This is a genomic window from Sphingomonas sp. GM_Shp_1 (genome assembly GCF_026540895.1).
In the GTDB taxonomy this organism is placed as follows: Bacteria; Pseudomonadota; Alphaproteobacteria; order Sphingomonadales; family Sphingomonadaceae; genus Sphingomonas.
The window spans coordinates 12,911-34,315 of record NZ_JALNUR010000020.1 but is presented as its reverse complement, the minus strand read 5'-3'; the positions used below and the strand labels follow the sequence as shown (position 1 = coordinate 34,315).

General features: G+C 66.7%; 30 protein-coding genes. 24 read left to right on the top strand and 6 right to left on the bottom strand.

Annotation, left to right across the window (positions count from 1 at the left end):
* Window positions 1-218: 218 nt before the first annotated feature.
* The 5 genes from OXQ33_RS11435 (at window position 219) to tatC (ending at window position 3,173) form a co-directional block, all read left to right on the top strand.
* Window positions 219-941: a ScpA family protein gene (locus tag OXQ33_RS11435; RefSeq protein ID WP_267434819.1), complete on the top strand. Its 723-nt coding sequence runs from the start codon at window positions 219-221 to the stop codon at window positions 939-941.
* Window positions 938-1,546 carry an SMC-Scp complex subunit ScpB gene (gene scpB, locus OXQ33_RS11430; protein ID WP_267434818.1) on the top strand — a complete coding sequence of 203 codons (609 nt, stop codon included), beginning with the start codon at window positions 938-940 and terminating at the stop codon, window positions 1,544-1,546. The genes OXQ33_RS11435 and scpB overlap by 4 nt, the downstream gene beginning before the upstream one ends.
* Before the next feature lie 141 nt (window positions 1,547-1,687).
* Window positions 1,688-1,924 carry a Sec-independent protein translocase subunit TatA gene (locus OXQ33_RS11425; RefSeq protein ID WP_007405493.1) on the top strand — a complete coding sequence of 79 codons (237 nt, stop codon included), beginning with the start codon at window positions 1,688-1,690 and terminating at the stop codon, window positions 1,922-1,924.
* Window positions 1,925-1,953: 29 nt separating this feature from the next.
* Window positions 1,954-2,391 (top strand): Sec-independent protein translocase protein TatB, encoded by a 438-nt coding sequence (gene tatB / locus OXQ33_RS11420; protein ID WP_267434817.1) that lies wholly within the window; start codon window positions 1,954-1,956, stop codon window positions 2,389-2,391.
* Entirely contained in the window at window positions 2,388-3,173 is a 786-nt protein-coding gene (gene tatC, locus OXQ33_RS11415; protein WP_267434816.1) for a twin-arginine translocase subunit TatC, read from the top strand. Before tatB ends, tatC begins: the two co-directional genes overlap by 4 nt.
* A gap of 237 nt (window positions 3,174-3,410) precedes the next feature.
* Here the strand turns inward: tatC and OXQ33_RS11410 are convergent, their stop codons facing one another.
* The 3 genes from OXQ33_RS11410 to OXQ33_RS11400 form a co-directional block, all read right to left on the bottom strand.
* On the bottom strand, window positions 3,411-3,545 hold the full coding sequence (locus tag OXQ33_RS11410) for an entericidin A/B family lipoprotein (protein WP_007405456.1): 135 nt from the start codon (window positions 3,543-3,545) through the stop codon (window positions 3,411-3,413).
* 262 nt (window positions 3,546-3,807) lie between these two features.
* Window positions 3,808-5,394 (bottom strand): histidine kinase dimerization/phosphoacceptor domain -containing protein, encoded by a 1,587-nt coding sequence (locus tag OXQ33_RS11405; RefSeq protein WP_267434815.1) that lies wholly within the window; start codon window positions 5,392-5,394, stop codon window positions 3,808-3,810.
* Window positions 5,395-5,405: 11 nt separating this feature from the next.
* Entirely contained in the window at window positions 5,406-5,555 is a 150-nt protein-coding gene (locus OXQ33_RS11400; protein WP_267434814.1) for a NepR family anti-sigma factor, read from the bottom strand.
* Window positions 5,556-5,814: 259 nt separating this feature from the next.
* Here OXQ33_RS11400 and OXQ33_RS11395 point away from each other — a divergent pair, with 259 nt between their 5' ends.
* The 4 genes from OXQ33_RS11395 (at window position 5,815) to OXQ33_RS11380 (ending at window position 8,227) form a co-directional block, all read left to right on the top strand.
* The gene (locus tag OXQ33_RS11395) at window positions 5,815-6,615 is read left to right on the top strand and encodes a response regulator (RefSeq protein ID WP_267434813.1); all 801 of its coding nucleotides are present in this window, start codon (window positions 5,815-5,817) and stop codon (window positions 6,613-6,615) included.
* Between the two features lie 63 nt (window positions 6,616-6,678).
* Entirely contained in the window at window positions 6,679-6,816 is a 138-nt protein-coding gene (locus OXQ33_RS11390; protein ID WP_267434812.1) for a hypothetical protein, read from the top strand.
* 106 nt (window positions 6,817-6,922) lie between these two features.
* Window positions 6,923-7,570, top strand: a complete 648-nt coding sequence (locus OXQ33_RS11385; protein WP_267434811.1) for a sigma-70 family RNA polymerase sigma factor — start codon at window positions 6,923-6,925, stop codon at window positions 7,568-7,570.
* Window positions 7,571-7,642: 72 nt separating this feature from the next.
* Window positions 7,643-8,227: a class I SAM-dependent methyltransferase gene (locus tag OXQ33_RS11380; RefSeq protein WP_267434810.1), complete on the top strand. Its 585-nt coding sequence runs from the start codon at window positions 7,643-7,645 to the stop codon at window positions 8,225-8,227.
* Here the strand turns inward: OXQ33_RS11380 and OXQ33_RS11375 are convergent.
* Window positions 8,215-8,406: a hypothetical protein gene (locus OXQ33_RS11375; protein ID WP_267434809.1), complete on the bottom strand. Its 192-nt coding sequence runs from the start codon at window positions 8,404-8,406 to the stop codon at window positions 8,215-8,217. The two genes, OXQ33_RS11380 and OXQ33_RS11375, sit on opposite strands and share 13 nt — an antisense overlap.
* 107 nt (window positions 8,407-8,513) lie before the next feature.
* On the opposite strand from OXQ33_RS11375, the gene OXQ33_RS11370 reads away from it, so the two are divergent.
* From OXQ33_RS11370 to OXQ33_RS11340, 7 genes are all read left to right on the top strand, one after another.
* Window positions 8,514-11,204 (top strand): bifunctional [glutamine synthetase] adenylyltransferase/[glutamine synthetase]-adenylyl-L-tyrosine phosphorylase, encoded by a 2,691-nt coding sequence (locus OXQ33_RS11370; RefSeq protein ID WP_267434808.1) that lies wholly within the window; start codon window positions 8,514-8,516, stop codon window positions 11,202-11,204.
* Complete coding sequence (locus OXQ33_RS11365; protein WP_267434807.1) at window positions 11,191-11,646, top strand: peroxiredoxin; 456 nt, start codon at window positions 11,191-11,193, stop codon at window positions 11,644-11,646. The genes OXQ33_RS11370 and OXQ33_RS11365 overlap by 14 nt, the downstream gene beginning before the upstream one ends.
* A complete protein-coding gene (locus tag OXQ33_RS11360) occupies window positions 11,643-12,467 on the top strand; it encodes a ferritin-like domain-containing protein (protein WP_267434806.1) in 825 nt (274 codons plus the stop codon). Before OXQ33_RS11365 ends, OXQ33_RS11360 begins: the two co-directional genes overlap by 4 nt.
* A gap of 85 nt (window positions 12,468-12,552) precedes the next feature.
* A complete protein-coding gene (locus OXQ33_RS11355; RefSeq protein ID WP_267434805.1) occupies window positions 12,553-13,299 on the top strand; it encodes a M23 family metallopeptidase in 747 nt (248 codons plus the stop codon).
* 194 nt (window positions 13,300-13,493) lie between these two features.
* Window positions 13,494-13,832 (top strand): iron-sulfur cluster insertion protein ErpA, encoded by a 339-nt coding sequence (gene erpA / locus OXQ33_RS11350; RefSeq protein ID WP_267434804.1) that lies wholly within the window; start codon window positions 13,494-13,496, stop codon window positions 13,830-13,832.
* Between the two features lies 1 nt (window position 13,833).
* The gene (xth, locus tag OXQ33_RS11345; protein WP_267434803.1) at window positions 13,834-14,610 is read left to right on the top strand and encodes an exodeoxyribonuclease III; all 777 of its coding nucleotides are present in this window, start codon (window positions 13,834-13,836) and stop codon (window positions 14,608-14,610) included.
* A 132-nt stretch (window positions 14,611-14,742) separates the two neighbouring features.
* Window positions 14,743-15,198, top strand: a complete 456-nt coding sequence (locus OXQ33_RS11340) for a hypothetical protein (protein ID WP_267434802.1) — start codon at window positions 14,743-14,745, stop codon at window positions 15,196-15,198.
* Window positions 15,199-15,251: 53 nt separating this feature from the next.
* On the opposite strand, the gene OXQ33_RS11335 is transcribed toward OXQ33_RS11340, so the two are convergent.
* Window positions 15,252-15,512, bottom strand: coding sequence for an SWIB/MDM2 domain-containing protein (locus OXQ33_RS11335; RefSeq protein ID WP_007405135.1), 261 nt, complete (start codon window positions 15,510-15,512; stop codon window positions 15,252-15,254).
* A 57-nt stretch (window positions 15,513-15,569) separates the two neighbouring features.
* The gene (locus OXQ33_RS11330) at window positions 15,570-15,773 is read right to left on the bottom strand and encodes a DUF2945 domain-containing protein (protein WP_267434801.1); all 204 of its coding nucleotides are present in this window, start codon (window positions 15,771-15,773) and stop codon (window positions 15,570-15,572) included.
* A 105-nt stretch (window positions 15,774-15,878) separates the two neighbouring features.
* Between OXQ33_RS11330 and OXQ33_RS11325 the strand changes: the two genes are divergently transcribed.
* From OXQ33_RS11325 to OXQ33_RS11290, 8 genes are all read left to right on the top strand, one after another.
* Complete coding sequence (locus OXQ33_RS11325; RefSeq protein WP_267434800.1) at window positions 15,879-16,991, top strand: S-(hydroxymethyl)glutathione dehydrogenase/class III alcohol dehydrogenase; 1,113 nt, start codon at window positions 15,879-15,881, stop codon at window positions 16,989-16,991.
* A complete protein-coding gene (locus tag OXQ33_RS11320) occupies window positions 16,991-17,377 on the top strand; it encodes a VOC family protein (RefSeq protein WP_267434799.1) in 387 nt (128 codons plus the stop codon). The genes OXQ33_RS11325 and OXQ33_RS11320 overlap by 1 nt, the downstream gene beginning before the upstream one ends.
* Window positions 17,377-17,760, top strand: a complete 384-nt coding sequence (locus tag OXQ33_RS11315) for a VOC family protein (RefSeq protein WP_267434798.1) — start codon at window positions 17,377-17,379, stop codon at window positions 17,758-17,760. The genes OXQ33_RS11320 and OXQ33_RS11315 overlap by 1 nt, the downstream gene beginning before the upstream one ends.
* Window positions 17,757-18,617: a formyltetrahydrofolate deformylase gene (gene purU / locus OXQ33_RS11310; protein WP_267434797.1), complete on the top strand. Its 861-nt coding sequence runs from the start codon at window positions 17,757-17,759 to the stop codon at window positions 18,615-18,617. The genes OXQ33_RS11315 and purU overlap by 4 nt, the downstream gene beginning before the upstream one ends.
* Entirely contained in the window at window positions 18,614-19,456 is an 843-nt protein-coding gene (fghA, locus tag OXQ33_RS11305) for an S-formylglutathione hydrolase (RefSeq protein WP_267434796.1), read from the top strand. The genes purU and fghA overlap by 4 nt, the downstream gene beginning before the upstream one ends.
* A gap of 185 nt (window positions 19,457-19,641) precedes the next feature.
* Window positions 19,642-20,268: a GTP cyclohydrolase I FolE gene (gene folE / locus OXQ33_RS11300; protein ID WP_267434795.1), complete on the top strand. Its 627-nt coding sequence runs from the start codon at window positions 19,642-19,644 to the stop codon at window positions 20,266-20,268.
* On the top strand, window positions 20,265-21,011 hold the full coding sequence (locus OXQ33_RS11295; protein WP_267434794.1) for an SDR family NAD(P)-dependent oxidoreductase: 747 nt from the start codon (window positions 20,265-20,267) through the stop codon (window positions 21,009-21,011). The genes folE and OXQ33_RS11295 overlap by 4 nt, the downstream gene beginning before the upstream one ends.
* Window positions 21,008-21,361: a dihydroneopterin aldolase gene (locus OXQ33_RS11290; RefSeq protein ID WP_267434793.1), complete on the top strand. Its 354-nt coding sequence runs from the start codon at window positions 21,008-21,010 to the stop codon at window positions 21,359-21,361. The genes OXQ33_RS11295 and OXQ33_RS11290 overlap by 4 nt, the downstream gene beginning before the upstream one ends.
* The last annotated feature ends 44 nt before the right edge of the window (window positions 21,362-21,405 follow it).

Sequence of the window (21,405 nt, the reverse complement as noted above, 5' to 3'; positions counted from 1 at the left end):
AACCATGCGGAGCATGGTGGAGGGGTGTAGCCAGCTATGAGCTTGGCCGACCTCACCAACGCGGAACCCGTCCGTCAGGCCTTCGGCCTGCCACCTGCCCTTTCGGGGGAGGAATAGCGTGAATGTCTATCACCCTGTGTCCTCCCTAAGCCGAGCTTGGGGAGGAATGATCGACCATGGCTCGCCAATAGGGTCGCCCCAAGCTAAGGTTCCGTTCGATGACGGGGGAACAGCTGACGCTCGATCTGGACGGGTGGGAAGGGCCTCTGGACCTGTTGCTGTCGCTTGCGCGGTCGCAAAAGGTCGATTTGCGGCAGATTTCCATCCTCGCCCTGGTCGAGCAGTTCCTGCGCTTCGTCGATCGGGCGGGGCGGATGCAGCTGGAACTGGCCGCCGATTATCTCGTGATGGCGGCATGGCTGGCCTATCTCAAATCCGCGCTGCTGCTGCCGCGCCAGCCCGAGGAGGAGCCCGATCCGGAGGAGATGGCGCTGCGCCTGCAACTCCGGCTCGAACGGCTGGCGGCGATGCGCGAGGCGGGGGCGCGGTTGATGGCGCGCGATCGGCTGGGCCGCGACGTCTTCCCGCGCGGCGCGCCAGAAGGCCTGGCGGTGCAGCGCAAGGCGATGTGGCAGGCCGAACTCTATGACCTGATCGCCGCCTATGGCCGCATCAACGCCCGCACCCGCCCGGTGATGCATGTCGTCGCCGACCGGCAGGTGATGACGCTGGAGGCCGCGCTGGAGCGGGTCTCGATGCTGGTCGGCAGCCGCATCGACTGGTCGGCGATCGAGACCTTCCTGCCCGACGGCAGCGCGCGGTTGCGGCGGTCGGCCCTGGCCTCCAGCTTCCTCGCCGTTCTGGAACTGGCGCGGCAGGGCAAGGTCGAGTTGCGCCAGGCCGGACCCTTCGCCCCGCTGCTGATCCGGCAACCGGCATGAGCCCGATCGACCCGGTCGTCCGCGCGGTGGAGGCGGTGCTGTTCGCCTCGCCCGAGCCGATGAGCATCGATTCGATCCGCGCCTATGTCGGCACGGGCAAGGGCGGCGACATCCGATCCGCGCTGGATCTGCTGGAAGAACAGTATCGCGGGCGGGGGATCATATTGGTCCGTCGCGGCGACCGCTGGCATTTCCAGACCGCGCCCGATCTGGCGCATCTTCTCCGTCGCGACCGCGAGGAGGCGCGGCGACTGTCCCGTGCCGGGATCGAGACGCTGGCGATCATCGCCTATCACGAACCCGTCAGCCGTGCGGAGATCGAGGCGATTCGCGGCGTCGCCATTTCCAAGGGGACGCTCGACGTTTTGATGGAGGCGGGCTGGGTCCGCCCCGCCGGGCGGCGCGAGGTGCCGGGGCGGCCGCTCCTCTACGCGACGACCCCCGCCTTCCTCCAGCATTTCGGACTGACCAGCCGGCGCGACCTGCCCGGGATCGAGGATCTGCGCGCCGCCGGGCTACTCGATCCGGTCGATCTGGCGCTGGAGCGGATGGGCGAGGAGGACAGGGCCACCGATGCGCGCGACGATGACGGCCGGGACGATTGATCGCTTTCCTTTGCGTCATGGCCGCGTCACAATGCTCCGCCACGGCACCACCTCATCCTCATCGTGCCGTTCGCATCGCTCGACCATTGCCGCTGGCGATGCCAAGGCCTAGATAGATGATAGATTCCTAGGAGACGTGCCATGGGCAGCTTCAGCCCGATTCACCTTCTCGTCCTCGCGATCGTCGCGATCCTTCTGCTCGGCGGTGGCCGCTTCTCCAACCTGATGGGCGACGTCGCCAAGGGTGTGAAGAACTTCAAGAAGGGCATGGCCGAGGAAGACGAGAAGCCCGCCAAGCCGTCGGCGCGGATCGAGGCGCAGAAGTCCGCCGAGCCCGCCTTCGACCGCGATGGCGAGCGCGTGCGCGACGATCGCTGATCCGGTTCGCCTTCTAACACCGGATTTCCATGTTCAACATCGACTCGAGCGAGTTCCTGCTGGTCGCCATCGTGGCGCTGGTCGTGATCGGTCCCAAGGATTTGCCCAAGGCGATGCGTGTCGTCGGCTATTGGGTGGGCAAGGCGCGTGGCGTGTCGCGCCAGTTCCGGCAGGGCTTCGACAATATGGTGCGCGAAGCCGAGCTGGAGGAAATGGAGAAACGCTGGGCGGCGGAAAATGAACGCATCATGCGCGAACATGCCGCCGACGCGCCGCCCGCTCCTGCGCTCGACGCCCCCCATGCCGCTTCGGAACCCGCCGCCCATGCGGCGGGCGGGGAGCAGGCGGGGCATCAGGATCAGGACCATAGCGACCAGCCGGTCATGGTCGAAAAGCCGGTCGTCGCTCCCGCACCCGCCGAGCCCGCGCCTCATACCCCGCGTCCCAATGAGGGGGCGGCGTCGTGAGCGAGGATCATGACGAGATCGATGCCAGCCGCGCGCCCCTGCTTGAGCATCTGATCGAGCTGCGCCGCCGTCTGCTCTATTGCATCATCGCGATCGCGCTGGGCTTCGGCGTGTCGATGTATTTTTCGGAATCGATCTTCGGCTTCCTGGCCAAGCCGCTATTGGCGGCGGGGCAGGGCAAGCTGGTCTATACCGAGATTTTCGAGGCGTTCTTCGTCCAGGTGAAGGTCGCCTTCTTCGCCTCGGTCATGATCGCCTTTCCGGTGATCGCGAACCAACTCTGGCAGTTCGTGGCGCCGGGGCTGTACCGCAAGGAAAAGCGGGCGCTGCTGCCCTTCCTGCTGGCGACGCCGGTGCTGTTCCTGATGGGGGCGGCGATGGCCTATTATATCGCCATCCCGATGGCGCTGCACTTCCTGCTGGGCTTTGACGGCGTGGTCGGCGGCGTGCGGCGAGAGGCCTTGCCCGCGATCGGCAATTACCTGTCCTTCATCATGCAGTTCCTGTTCGCTTTCGGCCTGGCGTTCCTGCTGCCGGTGTTGCTGATGCTGCTGGAGCGGGCGGGGATCGTGACGCGCAAGCAACTGATCGGTGCGCGGCGCTATGCCATCGTCGCGGCGACGGCGGTCGCAGCGGTGCTGACGCCGCCCGACTTGATGTCGCAGGTGCTGCTCGCGGTGCCGCTGATCATCCTGTACGAGCTGGCGATCATCGGTATCTGGTTCACCGAGCGATCGCGGTCGAAACAGGCGGCGGTCGAGGATGCCGACGCGACGGCGTGATGACCTTGAGGTTTATGGAGAGGGTCTCGACGGAAGTCGGGGCCCTTTTTGTTTGTGGTGAGGGTGGGGCGTGGCCTTCGACTTCGCTCAGGCTGAACGGTTGTTGGGGATCATTGGCCCCCTCGCTCCGTTCAGCCTGAGCGAAGTCGAAGGCCAAGGGAAGCGCTCACCGCATAACGAAAAAGGGCCCCGACGCTGTCCGTCGAGGCCCTTTTGCCTGTCAGCCGGGTGAGGGGCTTACTTGGCGTCGTCCGCCGTCTTGGCGACCGTATTGCCGGCCGAGCTGACGTCGCGACCCACGCCTTCGACGGTGTTGCAGGCGCTGACCAGCAGCGCACCGGCGACGATCGCCAGACCCATGAGCTTACGCATTCTCTGTCTCCTCTACGAAATCCGTCTCGGCCCAATGCCTCAACACGGCATTCGTTCCGGTGCTGTCACGGATGATCGGGGAAGGCGGTGAAAAAGATTAAGGCCTGGAAGCGTCACCGGGGGGGGGGAGGGTGGACGCTTCCAGGCCTATGTCTTGGACAGCGAGAGCGGGGGGGCATAAGTTCGCTATCCGAAGAGCAGAACCCACCGCCGGGCCGTCGGTTCCCGGCTTTTTTCGCAATTGCGAATCTTTTTCCGAAAGTCAGTCGCGCCCGACGATCGGCACGGCAATCTCATAGGCGCCGGTCAGGGGATCATGGTGAAGCGGGGCGCGAAGCTGTCGTGCCAGCCCCTCCATCACCCGGCCATAACGCTTGCCGATCAGGTGGCGAAGCTCGTCGGTTTCAACCAGCGCGCGCGATACGACCCGGACGACGGCGCGGCCCTCCTGCTCGGTGGGCTTGATCGCGACGCGGATTTGCGCCGCGGGGTCGCAGTTCATCGCCAGTTCGATCGTCTCGGTCACGAGGAACGCGACGGCAACCGCCACGTCCTGGTTGACCAAGAGCGGCGCGACGTCGAGCGAGATGCCGATCCCGGCGGCGTTCTCCGGCGCGGTGGCGCGGATATTGGCGGCCAGCTCGCCGATCATCGTGCGCAGGTTCAGCCCGCGATTTTCCTCCAGCTCGGCGAAATGATGGCGGTGGACCACCGCCAAGGCATCGACCCGCCGCTGGATCGAGGAATAGGCCGCCATCGCCTCGGGACCCGTCGCGCCGCGCGCGTGGAAGTTGATGAGGCTGGAGATCACCTGAAGGTTGTTCTTGACCCGGTGATGCACCTCACGGGTCAATTTGGTCTGGCGCACCAGTCCTTCGGCAAGCCCCGCCTCGTGCGTGGCGACGGTCTGGGTGATCGCCTCGAACGTGTCGGCCAGGTCGCGGATTTCCTGGGCGGGGGCCGCCTCGACCCGGCTGATGTCCAGGACTTCGCCAGGCTGATAGGCAGCGACGATACCGCGCAACTGGCGGAGCGGCCGGATGAGCAGCCGGTCGACGACGAACCATCCGATCAGCACCGCCGCCAGCCACATCAGCAGCGGCAGCGCGAGCGCGACGATCAGCGACGAGGTGATCGGCGCACTCGGCGCGGAGGTGCGCAGGACCAGACCCGCAATGCCCAGCTCGGTGCGGATCGACTTCATCCGCTCCAGCGCCCCGCGCTTCGGCATGTCCTCCAGCGCCAGCGATTCACCGTCCAGCTCCAGTGCCGAGGCGATCGGACTGCCATGGCTGTTCTGATCGATCAGCGATTGAAGGAAGGGCAGCGGGAAGAAGGCGCGGGCCTGGGCCCGCCCATCCTGATGCGCGACCGACAGGACCAGTCCCTTGCCCGGCAGGATATCGGCCCCGATCGGCGATCCGCCGACCGGCATGGGTAGCGCGGCGGGCAGGGGATCGCCGCACAGCGTCCGCCCCGAACGATCGGTGATCAGGAACCGCGCGCCGGTGAGCGACTGCTGGGCGAAGACGCCCTGCGCGCGTGCGCAACTCGGGGTGTCGAGCGGGTCCTGGCCCATGGCGCGGACCGCGACGCGCAGCGCGGTCATGTCGCCCATCAACTCGGTGGCGATGGCGCGCGCATCCTCGTTAGCGGCGATGCGCAGCCGGCCGCTGGCCTCGCTATCGGCGAGCCGCGTCGTCTGGAGCGTGGCGAAGACCGCGATGGCGGCCAGGATCAACAGGGTGCCGCCGAGAACGAAAACGAGTTTCGCGCCCGTCGTCAAACGCGGCGGGGCGGGGCGGAGGCGTTCGGGAACCTCTGTGTCTTGGGTTGGTGCACTGGCCATGCGGCCGGTCGTCAACCCAGCTTGCTGAGAAGGTCAAGCATCTCGTCAGGAATCTTTTCGTCGACGGTCTTTTGATACGCCTGGCGAAGTGCCGAGCCCGCATCCTTCTCGCCACCCTTTTGAGGAGCGGATGACGGCGTCTTCTTCGTCTTGTTGCCCAAACTCAAAATATCCCCCTGCAACGACCCACAAAGCGGGGCAACCGACGTGTCGACGCACCATGGCGCCGCCGGTCGGCGTTACGCCAGAGCCATAGTTGATGTGGCGATGAAACCAAATTCGATCTTGTTGGTTCCCGATGCGATACGAAAAATCCGAAGGCGGGTTCCGTCAGAGGCGATTTCGGGAAACGGCATTGAAAACCGGCGCGGGGGCCAGCACATGAGTCACCGCGAATACCTCAGGGAGTGATTATTACCCATGTCGCTTGGACAGCAGCTTGCGCCCCATCTTCCCTTTCTGCGGCGCTATGGCCGGGCCCTGACGGGCAGCCAGATGCACGGCGACAAATATGTTCGCGCCACGCTGGAAGCGATCGTCGCGGCCCCCGACCAGTTTCCGCGCGACGTCGATCCGCGGCTGGGCCTGTACCGCATGTTCCAGGGCATCTGGTCCTCGGCCAATTATGACGAGCTCGATCGCGAAGGCGTCGATGCCGACGGCAATGAGGGGGTGGCCCGCGCGCGTCTCGCCCGCATGACGCCGCTGTCGCGCCAGGCGCTGCTCCTGACCGCGATGGAAGGCTTCACGCCCGAGGACGCGGCCTATCTGATCGATGTCGAGCCGAGCGAGGTCGAGAATCTCGTCTCCGAGGCGCTGGCCGAGATCGAGAAGCAGACGCGTGCCCGTGTCCTGATCATCGAGGACGAGCCGATCATCGCGATGGATATCGAGACGATCGTGCGCGATCTGGGCCATGAAGTGACCGGCGTCGCCGTAACCCGTGACGAGGCCGTGGCGCTGGCCATGGAGGATCGTCCCGGTCTGGTGCTGGCGGATATCCAGTTGGCCGACGACAGCTCGGGCATCGATGCGGTCAAGGACATCCTGGCCGAGTTCGAGGTACCGGTGATCTTCATCACCGCCTTCCCCGAGCGTCTGCTGACTGGCGAGCGGCCCGAACCGACCTTCCTGATCACCAAGCCCTTCCAGCGGTCTACCGTGAAGGCGGCGATCAGCCAGGCGCTGTTCTTCGACCAGACCACCATTCCCGCCGAGTAAGGGGCCGAACAGGAAAGCGTTTCGGTTACGGACCCAAAACGGTCGACGGACGTTGAGGCAGACATGGCTGATCCCAGTGAACCCATTCATGTCGCCAAAGAGGATGCTCGGGCAGGATCGACGCCGCATGTCACGCGGTACGTCCTGCCCATATCGCTGGTCCTCGTGATCGTGATCTTCGCCTTCCTGGTGTTGCGCTGACACGAGGCCCGTCGATTAGGGCTCTGGCACGACTGGCTATTTTTGGGCCGGTACCTTATATTTTGAAGTGGTCGTGTTGTCGGCCGTTTCCGATGATCGGATTTTCATGACGCAGCCTTTGACGCGGGACGAATTGGAAGACGACGCACCCGATGCGCCCGTCGAACACGTCGCGCTGGATGATTCCGAGTTCAAGACGGAACTGGCCCGCGTAATTCCCCATCTTCGCGCCTTTGGCCGCTCGCTGTCGGGCAGCCGCGACCTGGCCGACGATCTGGTGCAGGAGACGCTGCTGAAGGCATGGGCCGCGCGCAAGCGGTTCCAGGCGGGTACGAACATGCGTGCCTGGACCTTCATCATCCTGCGCAACCTGTATCTGTCGCAGATGCGCCGCGCGCGCTTCAAGGGCGAGTGGGACGATCTGGTCGCCGACCGCATCTTGGCGGCTCCGGCCAGCCAGGATCGCCATGTCGAGCTGGGCGATATGCAACGCGCGCTGATGCACCTGCCCCAGCCGCAACGCGAGGCGCTTATCCTCGTCGGGGCGGGCGGATTCGCGTACGAAGAGGCGGCGGAAATCTGCAACGTCGCGGTCGGGACGATCAAGAGCCGCGTCGCGCGTGGTCGCGTCGCGCTGGAGGCGATCCTGACCGAAGGCTCGTTGCCGTCGCGTCGCCTGCACGAAACCGACAGCAGCAAGACTGCGCTCGACACGATCATGGGCGATGTCGACCAATTGAGCGGCGGGCGGTAATTCCGCGTCCGATGATTTCGCGGCCGCTTCGATCCATGGGTCGGGGCGGTCGTTTTGTGTCTGGTTCCAGCGGTGAGTGATCCGTCGCTGGGTTGGGAAGGAGTGGCGGAACGGTTCGCCGCCCTTCGATCCGGTATCGGCGTCGATGTCGTGCTTCGCTGGGCCGGGCATGTCCGCCCCGGTGGCGCGATCGTGGATATCGGATGCGGGACCGGCTTTCCGATAGGGCGGGCGCTGAGCGATGCGGGCTTTCGTATGTTCGGCATCGATCCATCGCCGACATTGCTGGCGGCCTATCGCCGCAATGTGCCAGGCGCGCTCGCGGCGGAAGAGGGTGTCGAGGTCAGTCGCTTTTTCGATCGCCGATTCGATGGCGCGGTCATGGTCGGACTGCTCTTCCTGCTTACCGAAGAGCGACAGCGCCAGGTGCTGACCCGCATCGCCGACATTCTGCACCCCGGCGGGCAGCTGCTGTTCAGCGCACCGGAACAGCCATGTCAGTGGACCGACAGCCTGACCGGTCGGGTTTCCCGGTCACTCGGCCTTTCGGAATATCGCCGCATTCTGACGGAAATCGGCTGCCCATTGGTCGAGCGCTATAGCGATGAGGGTGGCAATCATTATTGCCACGCCCGGCGATCGGACTATCGCGCCTGATCGGACCGGGTGCCGGACACGCCACGAACGCGGTCGAGGCGCGCCAGGAGCCGGACCCAGGGATCGGGCAGCCGGGACGGCTCCGAAAAGGCGGCGCGCAACGTCATGCCGATATCGTCCACGCGGCGCGGCGCGGGCACGATCCGGATATCGCTGGTCCAGGGGTCTGTACTCGTCATACGATCATAACGAACTTGGTCTTGACAAGTTCAAAACATTATGAACCGATTCTCGTCATCGCATGGAAAGCCTTGGTCCATGTGCCGCGTCGGGATAGACGGGATGCATGAACGCGTTCCCGGCCAGCGGCCCGATCATGAGCCTGCCCGATGCGGTCGCCCGCGCGCGGCGGCATTCCTCCTTCCTGGCGATGCTGCTCGACCGGGAGCCGGAGATCGAGGCCGAGGCACTGGACGGCGTCCTGGCCGAGCCGCGCGCGTCAGACCCCGATCTGCCGGTCGGAACCGCCCTGCGGCGGCAGCGGCGCGCGCTCGCTTTGACCGTCGCACTGGGTGATCTGGCGGGGGCCTATGACCTGACCGAAGTTACGGGGCGGCTGACCGATTTCGCCGACCATGCGCTCGACCGTGCGATCCGGGCGGCGATCGAGGAGCGGACGCCGGGCGCCGAGCCCGTCGGTTTCGCCGCCATCGCATTGGGCAAGCAAGGCAGCCGCGAACTCAACTATTCGTCCGACATCGATCCCATCCTGCTGTTCGACCCGAAGGTCCTGCCACATCGCCCGCGTGAGGAGCCGGAGGATGCGGCGGTCCGGATCGCCAAGCGGGTGGTCGAACTGCTCCAGGCGCGTGACGGCGAGGGCTATGTGCTGCGCGTCGACCTGCGGCTGCGCCCCTCGCCGGAGGCGACACCGATCGCGATTCCCGTGGAGGGCGCGATCGCCTATTATGAAAGCCAGGCGCTGACCTGGGAGCGGGCGGCCTTCATCCGCGCCCGTGCGGCGGCGGGGGACATGGCGCTGGGGCAGCGTTTCCTCGATGCGATCCGCCCGTTCGTCTGGCGGCGCGCGCTCGATTTCGGGGCGGTGGGCGAGATCCGCGACCTGACTCGCCGGATCCGCGATCACCATGCGCAGGGACAGGCGATGGGGCCCGGCTATGACCTAAAACGCGGGCGCGGCGGGATACGCGAGATCGAATTCTTCGCGCAGATCCATCAGTTGATCCATGGCGGTCGCGACCCCGCCCTTCGCGCGCCCGCCACCCGCGACGCACTGGCGCGGCTGGCGGAGGCGGGGCGGATCGACGCGGGCGAGGCGAAGGCGCTGTCCGACGCCTATGTCCTGCTGCGAACCATCGAGCACCGGGTGCAGATGATCGACGATCGCCAGACCCATCAACTGCCGCTGGGCGAGGGATTGGGCCGGGTGGCGCAACTGCACGGGCTGGCCGATGGCGAGGCGCTGGTCGCGATGCTCGCCCCAGTGACGGCCCAGGTCGGGCGGCTTTACGACGCCCTCGACGCCGATGAGCGACCGCGCCTGCCGCATGATCCGGTGCTGCTCAACGAGCGACTGGCGGCGGCGGGGTTGCGCGATGTCGAGGCGGCGGCGCGGCGGATCGCGGCGTGGCGCGGCGGCGACTATGCCGCCTTGCGCAGCCCGGCGGCGCGTGAGGCGCTGGACGCGGTGTTGCCGACCCTGGTCGAGGCCCTCGGGGAGGCGCCCGATCCCGATGCGGCGCTGCTCAAGCTCGATTCGCTGTTCGAGCGGATGACGAGCGCGATCAACATCTTCCGCCTGCTGGAGGCGCGACCCGGCCTCGCCAGCCTGACCGTTGCGATCCTCAGCCATGCGGCACCGCTCTCCGCCGAACTGGCGCGGCGTCCGGCGCTGCTCGACGGGCTGATCGACGCCTCCGCCTTCGAGCCGCTGCCCGGCGTCGAGCATCTGGAACGCGCCATGCGTGGGGGCGAGGCGGGGCAGGATTATCAGGACCGGCTCGATCATGTCCGCCGGGTGGTCGGCGAATTGCGGTTCGCCTTGGGCGCGCAGATCGTGGCGGGGCGGGCCGATCCGCTGGAGGTCGCGGGCGGCTATGCGCGCGTTGCCGAGGCGGCTGTGGGGGTGCTGGCGCAGGCGACGGTCGACGAATTCGTGACCGCGCATGGCCGGGTGCCCGGTAGCGAACTCGTGATCCTGGCATTGGGCCGGATGGGCGGCGCGGCGCTGACCCATGCCTCCGACCTCGATCTCGTCTATCTCTTCACCGGCGATTTCGCCGCCGAGTCCGATGGGCCCAAGCCGCTGGGGGCGACGCTTTACTATAACCGGTTGGCGCAGCGGGTGACGGCGGCGTTGTCGGTCCCGACCCAGGCGGGGCCGCTCTATCCGGTCGATACGCGGCTGCGCCCCTCGGGCACGCAGGGGCCGCTGGTCGTCTCGGTCGAGAGTTTCGCGCGCTATCAACGCGAGGATGCCTGGACCTGGGAGCATATGGCGCTGACCCGCGCCCGGCCGATCTATGGATCGGCGGAGGCGCGGAACGCCGTCGCCTCCGTCATCGCCGATGTGCTGAACGGCAACCGTCCCCCGCGTGACGTGGCGGCGGAGGCGGGGGAGATGCGGGCCGAGATGGCACGGCACAAGCCGCCGCAAGGGCCGCTCGACGTCAAGCTGCTGCCCGGTGGGCTGGTCGACCTGGAGTTCGCGGTGCACCGGACGCAACTGACCCGGCGGACCGGCTTCGACCCCGATCTGGGCCGCGCGATCGCCGCTTTGGTGGGGCAGGGGCTGCTGCCTCCCGGCATGGCGACGGCGCATGACGTGCTGACCCGCGCGCTCGTCGCCTTCCGCCTGCTGGTCCCCGATGGGCAGGAGCCGCCCGAGCCGACCCGCCCGCTGATCGCGCGCGCCATGGGGCTGGCCGACTGGGACATGGTGGTTGCCACGCTGGAGGCGACGCGGCAGGAGGTCGGCCAAGTCTGGCAAGAAGGAGTGGGCGATGGAACAGGGTGATCCGATTCCGGCGGTAACGGTCGCGACGGCGACGGGCGAGCCGCTGGCGCTGGGCGAATTGGCCGGGCCGTTGGTCGTCTATTTCTATCCCAAGGACGATACCTCGGGCTGCACGCGCGAGGCGCAGGATTTCACCGCTTTGGCCGGAGATTTCTCGGCTGCGGGTGTGCGGGTGATCGGCATTTCCAAGGACAGCCCGGCCAAGCACCGCAAGTTCACCGAAAAGCACGCGCTGACCGTCGAACTGGCGAGCGACGAGGACGGCGCGGCGTGCGAGGCGTTCGGCGTCTGGGGCGAGAAGAAGCTCTACGGCAAGACCTATATGGGCATCGAGCGCGCGACCTTCCTGTTCGGTCGTGACGGCACCCTCGTGCAAAGCTGGCGCAAGGTGAAGGTGCCCGGCCATGCCGAGGCGGTGCTGGAGGCGGCGCGCGCGCTTTGACGACGATCGCGGAACGGTGCGCGGCGGTGCTGCGCGAAAGCGAGCCGCTGGCCAAGGTGCGGCTGGCACGGCGTGTGGCGCGCGAGTGGCGGCGGGGGGCGCTGGCGCATCGCTTCGACACCGCCATGCCCGATGCGCCGGGGCGGCCCGACCGGCCCGAATTGCTGCCCCCCAACCGGATGCCCAAGCGCGGGCGTGGGGGATCGGAAAAGGGGCGGATCGCGCTGCTCCATGCGCTGGCGCATATCGAGTTTTCGGCGATCGACCTGGCGTTCGACGCGGCGGGGCGGTTCGGCGGGCAATTCCCGCGCAGCTTCGTCGACGACTGGATTTCGGTCGGCGCGGACGAGGCGATGCACTTTGCGGTGCTGCACCGGCGATTGCGGGCTTTGGGTTCGGGCTATGGCGAATTGCCCGCCCATGCCGGATTATGGGAGGCGGCCGAGGAAACCGCGCATGACGCGATGGCGCGCCTCGCCATCGTGCCCATGGTGCTGGAGGCACGCGGGCTGGACGTGACGCCGGAGACGGTCGCGCGCTTTCGCGGCGGCGGTGACGAGGCGTCGGCGCGCATCCTCCACCGCATCTACACCGACGAGATTCGCCATGTCGGGTTCGGCGCGAAATGGTTCGGCTATCTGGCGGCCGGGCACGACATCGAGCCTGCGGCGCACTGGCAAATGCTGGTCCGCCGCCATTTTCGCGGGGCGGTTAAGCCGCCGTTCAACGTTTCGGCGCGCGAGTCAGCCGGTTTGACGCGGGATTTCTACGAACCACTTGCGGACATGGAACCCATCACGGCACAAGCTGACCGTCTGTAACGCGGTGGGGCTGCGAAACAGCATTGGATGGACGAAGCCGGCAAGCCCGCAATGGGGGTGTCTGGCGCAAAAGTGTCGGGGTTCGATGACGCAGCTTCAGTTTACGGGTAAATCGATTGCATCGCGCGTCCGATCGGTTCTCGGTGCCGCCGCCGTCATCACACTGACCGGCAACGCCGCGATCGCGGCATCCTCCGCTCCCAGCGCACCCAAGGCGCCGCATCACGCGCCGACCGCCATCGGTGGCGAGTTCATCCCGGCGAACAGCACCGAGGCCTCCGCCGACCTTCGCACCGACCAGCAGTTCCGCACCCTGTTCCAGACATGGAAGAAGATGGACACGCTGCAAAAGGGCGTGATCGCGATCCCCTCGGTCCATCCGGTCGAGAAGCTTCAGTTCACCAGCAATTTCGGCATTCGCTCCGATCCGTTCCGGGGCACCGCCGCGATGCATGCCGGGGTCGATATCCCGGGCCCGGTCGGCACCCCGATCTACGCCACCGCCGACGGCATCGTCGATCATGCGGGCTGGCAGGGCGGTTACGGCAATCTGGTCGAGGTCAATCATGGCAAGGGCATCGCGACCCGCTATGGCCACCTGTCGAAGATCCTGGTCGCCGACGGTGCCCGCGTGACGCGCGGCCAGTTGATCGCGCTGATGGGTTCGACCGGGCGTTCGACCGGCCCGCACCTTCATTATGAGGTCCGCATGGACGGTCACGCCGTCAACCCGATCCCCTTCCTGACCACCGGCGACTATCTGACCGCGTCGCAGGATCATGCGATCCACCAGATCCCCGTCTCCACCGACGGCCCCGCCGCACAGGATTAAAGAGTAAATCCTCCCCTGTAAGGGGAGGGGGACCATGCGCAGCATGGTGGAGGGGTGTCGCCGCTCGCGATCCCTTTCCCAACGGTCGGTGACACCCCTCCGTCAGGCCTGCGGCATGCCACCTCCCCTGCCAGGGGAGGAATAGTCCCTTCATCGGGATTGCCCCACTCGCCCCCCGCGCCTATCTGAACGCCATGGCCACCAGCATTTCCGAAATCGCGCTGACCCCGGCCGCTGCGTCTCGCGTCGCGGCGATCGCCGAGCGGCAGAACAAGCCCGCCATCCTGCGCCTGTCGGTCGAAGGCGGCGGCTGTTCGGGTTTCCAGTATAAGTTCGGCCTGGCCGACGCCCCCGCCGAGGACGATATGGTGAGCGAGACCGACGGCGTCCGTCTGGTCGTCGACAGCATCAGCCTGGACCTCGTGCGCGGCGCGCAGGTGGATTATGTCGAGTCCCTGGGCGGCGCGGCCTTCCGGGTCGAGAACCCCAACGCCGCCTCGGGCTGCGGCTGCGGCACGAGCTTCTCGGTCTGACGTGAAGATCACCACCTACAACGTCAACGGGATCAAGGCCCGTCTGCCCCGCCTGCTCGAATATCTGGCGGAGGCGGATGCCGATATCGTCTGTCTTCAGGAACTGAAGGCCAGCGACGATAGCTTTCCCATAAAGGATATCGAGGCCGCCGGATATGGCGCGGTCTGGCACGGCCAGAAGAGCTGGAACGGCGTCGCCGTCCTCGCGCGCGGCACCCAGCCCGTCGAGCGCCAGCGTGGTCTGGCGGGCGAGAATGAGGACGAGCATAGCCGTTATCTCGAATGCGACGTGAACGGACTGGTCGTCGCCTCGCTCTATCTGCCCAATGGCAATCCGCAACCGGGGCCGAAGTTCGATTACAAGCTGCGCTGGATGGAGCGGCTGGCGACCCGCGCGCGGGAATTGCTGGCGGAGGAAGTCCCGGCGGTGCTGGCGGGGGACTATAACGTCATCCCGAACGACGACGACACCTTCTCGGTCCCCGCCATGGCGAGCGACGCGCTGATGCAGCCGGAGAGCCGGGCCGCCTATCGCCGGTTGCTGGCGCAGGGGTGGACGGACTCGCTGCGCACCCGTGCGCCCAAGGGCGGGGTGTGGACCTTCTGGGACTATCAGGCGGGATCGTGGCAGCGTGATGCGGGCTTTCGCATCGACCATCTGCTGCTCAGCCCGCAGGCCGCCGACCGGCTGGTCGATGCGGGTGTCGACAAGAGCTATCGCGGGCGGGAAAAGGCCAGCGATCATGCGCCCACCTGGGTAAGATTGCGGGACCAGTAATCCTCCCCGGTACGGGGAGGGGGACCATGCGGAGCATGGTGGAGGGGGATCGCCGCAGAGGGCGTCCATTGTGGAAGCCCCCCTCCGTCAGGCCTTTGGCCTGCCACCTCCCCGTGCCGGGGAGGATTTGATATGGCCCCCACGCTCAACTATCCGAGACCACCGATGCGCCGCGCCGCTGCCCTTATCCTTCTCACCCTGACCCTGACCGCCTGCGACCAGCGCGGCAGCGCCGATGCACGGCTGGCCGATGCGGACGCGCAGGAGCGGGCGCGCCAGGAGAAACTGGCGAAGGAGATCGTCGGCCAGACCGAGGATCAGGTGCGCGTGAAGGTGCTGGAGCAGCGTGTCGCTGCGCTGGAGGCGCAGGTCGCGGCGATGCAGGGCGATCGCAAGTTGCTCGACGCGCAACTGGTCGAGCAGCGGCTGAACCAGATCGAGGCGCGGAATGCGGGCGATACGGCGACTTCGCCGATATCGAATGCGCAAGGTGGTGCCGCTTCGCCCGATCGGGCCGCGAAGACCCGGGCGCCGAGCCCGTCCGCGACGCCCGCCGCGCGCAAACCGCTGGTCCTCGACCTGCGATAGCGGCGCGGCGGGGAAGGGCGCCCCGGCCCGGCGGACCGGAGCGCGGTGAAGGCTTACTTCTTCAGGTGCGCCGAGATGAACTTGTTCATCTCGAACATGGTGCACTTGTCCTTGCCGAACACCTTCTTCAGCTTGTCGTCGGCCAGGATTTCCCGCTTGTTTTCCGGGTTCTGCAGGTTGTTGGCCTTGATATAGTCCCACACCTTGCTGATGACCTGGCTGCGCGGCAGCTTCTCGTTGCCGACGATCGCGCCCAGTTCCTCGGACGGCTGGACCGGTGCGTGGATGCCGGTGCCCGTGGTTGCGGTGGCCATGTGTTTCCTTCCCTTAATCCTTCTGCGTCCCGGCCTGGTCGGCGGGTCGCGCGTGAATCACGCCTTCTTAAGCGCGTCCGCCTTGTGCGCTGCCTTTCCGCCGTTGTCACTCTCTACTATGTATTGCGGTGCATCCTTCGACGCGCGCACGGTGTGGCCCTTGATGGTCGTGTCGCTGGTCTGCTTCTTCACGACCTTGCCCTCGGCGGTGCCGCCATGGCTGTTCCATTCGACCTGATCGCCCTTCTTGAACTCGGTCATCATCGCTCTCCCGGGTTGTGATCCGCATCAATCCGCCGGGTCATCCTTGGTTGCATGGTCGCGCGCGACGCGGCATCAGGGCGGCTCCTAAGGAGACAGGAAGTTATGAAGACCCGCGCCGCCGTCGCCTTCGAAGCGAAGAAGCCGCTCGAAATCGTCGAACTCGATCTGGAGGGCCCCAAGGCGGGCGAGGTTCTGGTCGAGATCATGGCGACCGGCATCTGCCACACCGACGCCTATACGCTCGACGGGCTGGACAGCGAGGGGATCTTCCCCAGCGTGCTCGGCCATGAAGGCTGCGGCATCGTGCGCGAAGTGGGCGCGGGCGTGACCAGCGTGGTGCCGGGCGACCATGTCATCCCGCTCTACACCCCCGAATGCCGCCAGTGTAAGTCGTGCCTGTCGGGCAAGACCAACCTGTGCACCGCGATCCGCGCCACGCAAGGGAAAGGGCTGATGCCCGACGGCACGACCCGCTTCAGCTATAAGGGGCAGCCGATCTTCCATTATATGGGCTGCTCGACCTTCTCGAACTTCACCGTGCTGCCCGAGATCGCGGTGGCCAAGATCCGCGAGGACGCGCCGTTCGACACGAGCTGCTATATCGGTTGCGGCGTGACGACGGGCGTCGGCGCGGTGGTCAACACCGCCAAGGTGCAGCCGGGCGAGAATATCGTCGTCTTCGGCCTGGGCGGCATCGGCCTGAACGTCATCCAGGGCGCCAAGCTGGCGGGCGCGGGCCGGATCATCGGCGTCGACATCAACCCGGCGCGCGAGGAATGGGGCCGCCGCTTCGGCATGACCCACTTCCTCAACTCCAAGGGGCTGAGCCGCGAGGAGACCATCGCCAAGATCCTCGAACTGACCGATGGCGGCGCGGATTACAGCTTCGACGCTACCGGCAATACCGAGGTGATGCGCACCGCGCTGGAGGCTTGCCATCGCGGCTGGGGCACTTCGATCATCATCGGTGTGGCCGAGGCGGGCAAGGAGGTCAGCACCCGGCCGTTCCAGTTGGTCACGGGCCGCAACTGGCGGGGCACCGCGTTCGGCGGCGCGCGAGGGCGGACCGACACGCCGAAGATCGTCGACTGGTATATGAACGGCAAGATCGAGATCGACCCGATGATCACCCACCGGCTGACCCTGGAGGAGATCAACAAGGGCTTCGACCTGATGCACGCGGGCGAGAGCATCCGCAGCGTGGTGATCTTCTGATGTTCAGCCATGTCGTACTCGGCGCGAACGATATCGCGGAGGCCAAGCGCTTCTATGACGCGATCCTGGGCGCGATCGGCGTGCCGGAGGGCGTGGTCGATCCGCTCGGGCGGCTGGTCTACAGCCATAAGGGCGGGCGCTTCCTGATCACCCGGCCGCTCAACGGCGAGCCTGCGACCCATGCCAATGGCGGGACGCTGGGCTTTGCGGTAGACTCGCCTGAACAGGCCGATGCCTGGTATGCGGCGGGTCTGGCGCATGGCGGCACCGCGATCGAGGACCCGCCGGGCTATCGCCATCCGCCGGTGGGCAAGGTCTATCTCGCCTATCTTCGCGATCCGGCCGGTAACAAGCTGTGCGCGCGGCATCTGGTGGTGGTGGCCTGATGTACACCCACATCATGGTCGGATCGAACGACATCGCCCGGTCCAAGACCTTCTATGACGCGCTGTTCGGCGCGCTTGGCGGCAAGCCGGGAATGCAGAATGGCGAGCGCGTCATGTACCGGCACAACGGCGCGGTGTTCATCGTCACCAAGCCGATCGACGGACAGCCCGCCACCCATGCCAATGGCGGCACCATCGGCCTGGGCGCCGCCGATCCCGCACAGGTCGACGCGGCCCATGCGGCGGGCCTCGCCCATGGCGGCACCGCCATCGAAGCGCCGGTCGGGGAGCGCGAGACTGGCCTGGGCCCGGCCTATCTGGGCTATCTGCGCGACCCGGACGGCAACAAGCTGTGCCTGGGTTGCCGTCGGCCTGCCGCATGAGCCACGACTATATCCTGACGCTGGCGTGCCAGGACCGGGTCGGCATCGTCGCCGCCGTGTCGGGCGCGCTGGCGGGGATCGACGGGTTCATCCTCGACAGCCAGCAATATGCCGATCTGGAGACGGGGCGCTTTTTCCTGCGCATCGTCTTCACCGGCCAGGGGGAGCGTTTCCCCGCCTCGGTCGAGGAAGTGCGGGCGGCACTGGCCGACCCGGCGGCGCGGTTCGGCTTCGACTGGCATGTCGCGCCTGCCACCGAGCGCCCCCGGATGCTGATCGCGGTGTCGAAAGGCTCGCACTGCCTGAACGACCTGCTCCATCGCTGGCGGACCAACACGCTGCCGGTCGAGATCGTCGGCGTCGTCTCCAACCATGACAGCCTTCGGCCGCTGGTCGAGTGGCATGGCCTGCCCTGGCATTATTTGCCGGTCAGCGACGCCAATCGCGCGGAGCAGGAGGCGGCGATGCTCGACCTGATGGAGAGCAGCCAGGCCGATTACCTCGTCCTCGCCCGTTATATGCAGGTGCTGGGCGAGCGGCTGGTCGCGGCACTGCCGGGGCGGTGCATCAACATCCATCACAGCTTCCTGCCCGGCTTCAAGGGCGCGCAGCCCTATCACCAGGCGCATGCGCGTGGGGTGAAGCTGATCGGCGCGACCGCGCATTTCGTCACCGCCGACCTGGACGAAGGGCCGATCATCGAACAGGCGGTCGAGCGCGTCGATCACCGCGCCAGCGTCGACGACCTGATCCGCATCGGCCGCGATATCGAGGCGCAGGTGCTGGCCCGCGCGGTCGCCTGGGTGGGCGAACGGCGCGTCTTTCTCAATGACAACCGGACGGTGGTGTTCCGATGACGATCGAGACGATTTCGACCTCCAAGGCGCATGGCGGCGTGCAGGGCGTCTATGCGCATGACAGCGCGGCGACGGGCACGCGCATGACTTTCTCGGTCTTCGTGCCGGAGCATAAGGACGGCGAGAAGCTGCCCGTCCTCTGGTATCTGTCGGGCCTGACCTGCACCCATGCCAATGTCACCGACAAGGGCGAGTATCGGGCCGCTTGCGCCGAGCACCGGGTGATCTTCATCGCCCCCGACACCTCGCCACGCGGGGAGGGCGTCGCCAATGACGACGCCTATGACATGGGGCAGGGCGCGGGTTTCTACGTCGACGCCACGCAGGAGCCCTGGGCGAAGCATTTCCAGATGCGCACCTATATCGAGCAGGAACTGCCCGCGCTGATCGCCGAGCATTTTCCGGTCGCCGACATGGGGGCGCAGGGAATCACCGGCCATTCGATGGGCGGCCACGGCGCGCTGACCATCGGCCTGCGCAACCCGGATCGCTTCCGCAGCGTATCGGCCTTTGCCCCCATCGTCGCGCCGTCGCAGGTTCCGTGGGGCGAGAAGGCGCTGGGCGGCTATCTCGGCCCGGACCGGGGGGCATGGCGACAGGCAGATGCCGTCGCCCTGATCGAAGACGGCGCGCGGCTGCCCGACCTGTTGGTCGACCAAGGCGATGCCGACCAGTTCCTGGCCGAGCAACTCCGCCCCGAACTGCTGGCCGAGGTGTGCGAAAGGGCCGGGATCGCCCTGACCCTGCGGATGCAGCCGGGATACGATCACAGCTATAACTTCATCTCGACCTTCATGGCCAACCATGTCGCCTGGGCGGCGGAGCGGCTGCGCCAATAAACCCACCCCACGTTCAGCCTGAGCGAAGTCGAAGGCCACGCTGAAACGCCTGAACCGGACGGTTTCCCTTGGCCTTCGACTTCGCTCAGGCCGAACGGACGTGGAGTAGGGGGATGACAGGACGCATCTTTTGCACCCTCACAAACGATCCGCTATCGCACCGGCTTTGAGGTGAAGGACGAGATATGAGCTGCGCCCATGGCGACCCGGAGGATGGCGACCTGATCGGCGAGGATGGCAAGGTCGTCGTGCCGGACCATGTCGCCGACGCCATCCGCACGCTGATCGCCTGGGCGGGGGACGATCCCACGCGTGAGGGGCTGGTCGATACGCCCCGTCGTGTCGCGCGGGCGTGGCGGGAATATTGCGCCGGTTATGGCGACGACCCCGCCGTCCATCTGTCGCGGGTGTTCGAGGAGGTCGGCGGCTATGACGAGATCGTGCTGCTGAAAGACATTCCCTTCCAGTCGCATTGCGAGCATCACATGGCCCCGATCATCGGCCGTGCGCATATCGCCTACCTTCCGCGCAACCATGTCGTAGGTATCTCGAAGCTCGCCCGCGTCTTGCACGGTTTCGCCCGTCGGTTGCAGGTGCAGGAACGGCTGACCGCCGAGGTCGCCGATTGCATCTGGGACAATCTGAAGCCGCTGGGCGTCGCGGTGGTGATCGAGGCGACCCATGCCTGCATGACCGCGCGTGGGGTGCGCACGCCCGGCGTGTCGATGGTGACCAGCCGGATGATGGGCGTGTTCCGCGACGACGACCGCAGCCGCAAGGAAGTCCTGTCTCTGATGGGCCTGGGCGGATGACGAGCCGCACCGTCCTGGTGACCGGCGCGGCCAAAAGGCTGGGCGCGGAGATCGCGCGTCGGCTGGTGGCGGACGGGCACCGGGTGGTGATCCATTATAACGGTTCGGGCGAGGACGCGACCGCGCTGGCGGCGGAGCTGGGCGCGGTGACCGTGCAGGGCGATCTGGCCGATCTGGATGGCATCGACGCGCTGTTCGCCCGCGCCCGTGCGGCGGCGGGCGGGCCGATCGACGGACTGGTCAACAGCGCCTCCGCCTTCGTCTTCGACCGACCGCCGGAGCCGGACGCGGCCCTGATGGCGAAGCTCTATGCGATCAATGCCGCCGCGCCTGCGCTACTTGCCTCGGCGCTGGCGCGGCAGGACGATGTGAAGGACGGCGCGGTGGTCGATATTCTGGACCAGAAGCTGGCCAATCCCAACCCGGATTTCTTCGCCTATAGCTGCGCCAAGTTCGCGCTGGCGGGGGCGAACACGATGCTGGCCCAGGCGCTGGGCCCCCGCATCGCGGTCAATGCCGTCGCCCCCGGCCTGACCCTGCAAAGTGGCGACCAGAGCGATGCGGAATTCGCGGCGGCCTCGGCCAAGAACCTGCTCGGTCGCCCCATCGGCGCAGGCGCCGTGGCCGAGGCGGTGTCCTTCCTGCTGACCGCCAGCGGCATTCGCGGCCAGACGCTGTACGTCGATTGCGGCCAGCGCTTCTGCCGCCGCGACGGCGACGTGATGTTCGAGGGGCGGGCATGAGCGCGACCTATACCATCCTGCTCGACGAAATGACGGTCGCGATGCGTCTGGGCATCCACCCGCACGAGGCCGAGCCCCAGCCGGTCAGCCTGTCGGTGGCGATGACCGTCACCTATCCCGCCGCGCCCCGCGCCGACCGGATCGAGGAGGTGCTGGACTATGATTTCCTGCACGACGCCATCCTCGCCATGGCGCGTGGGCCCGGCTTCGCGCTTCAGGAAAGTCTGTGCGAGGCGGTGGCCGCGCTGTGCCTCGCCGATGCGCGCGTGGTCGCGGTGAAGGTGCGTTCGACCAAGACCGGCATCTATCCCGACGCCCGGATCGGTTGCGAGATCGAACGGACGCGCTGAGCATGTCACGGATTCGTCACCGAAACGTCATCAATCTGTTGCGA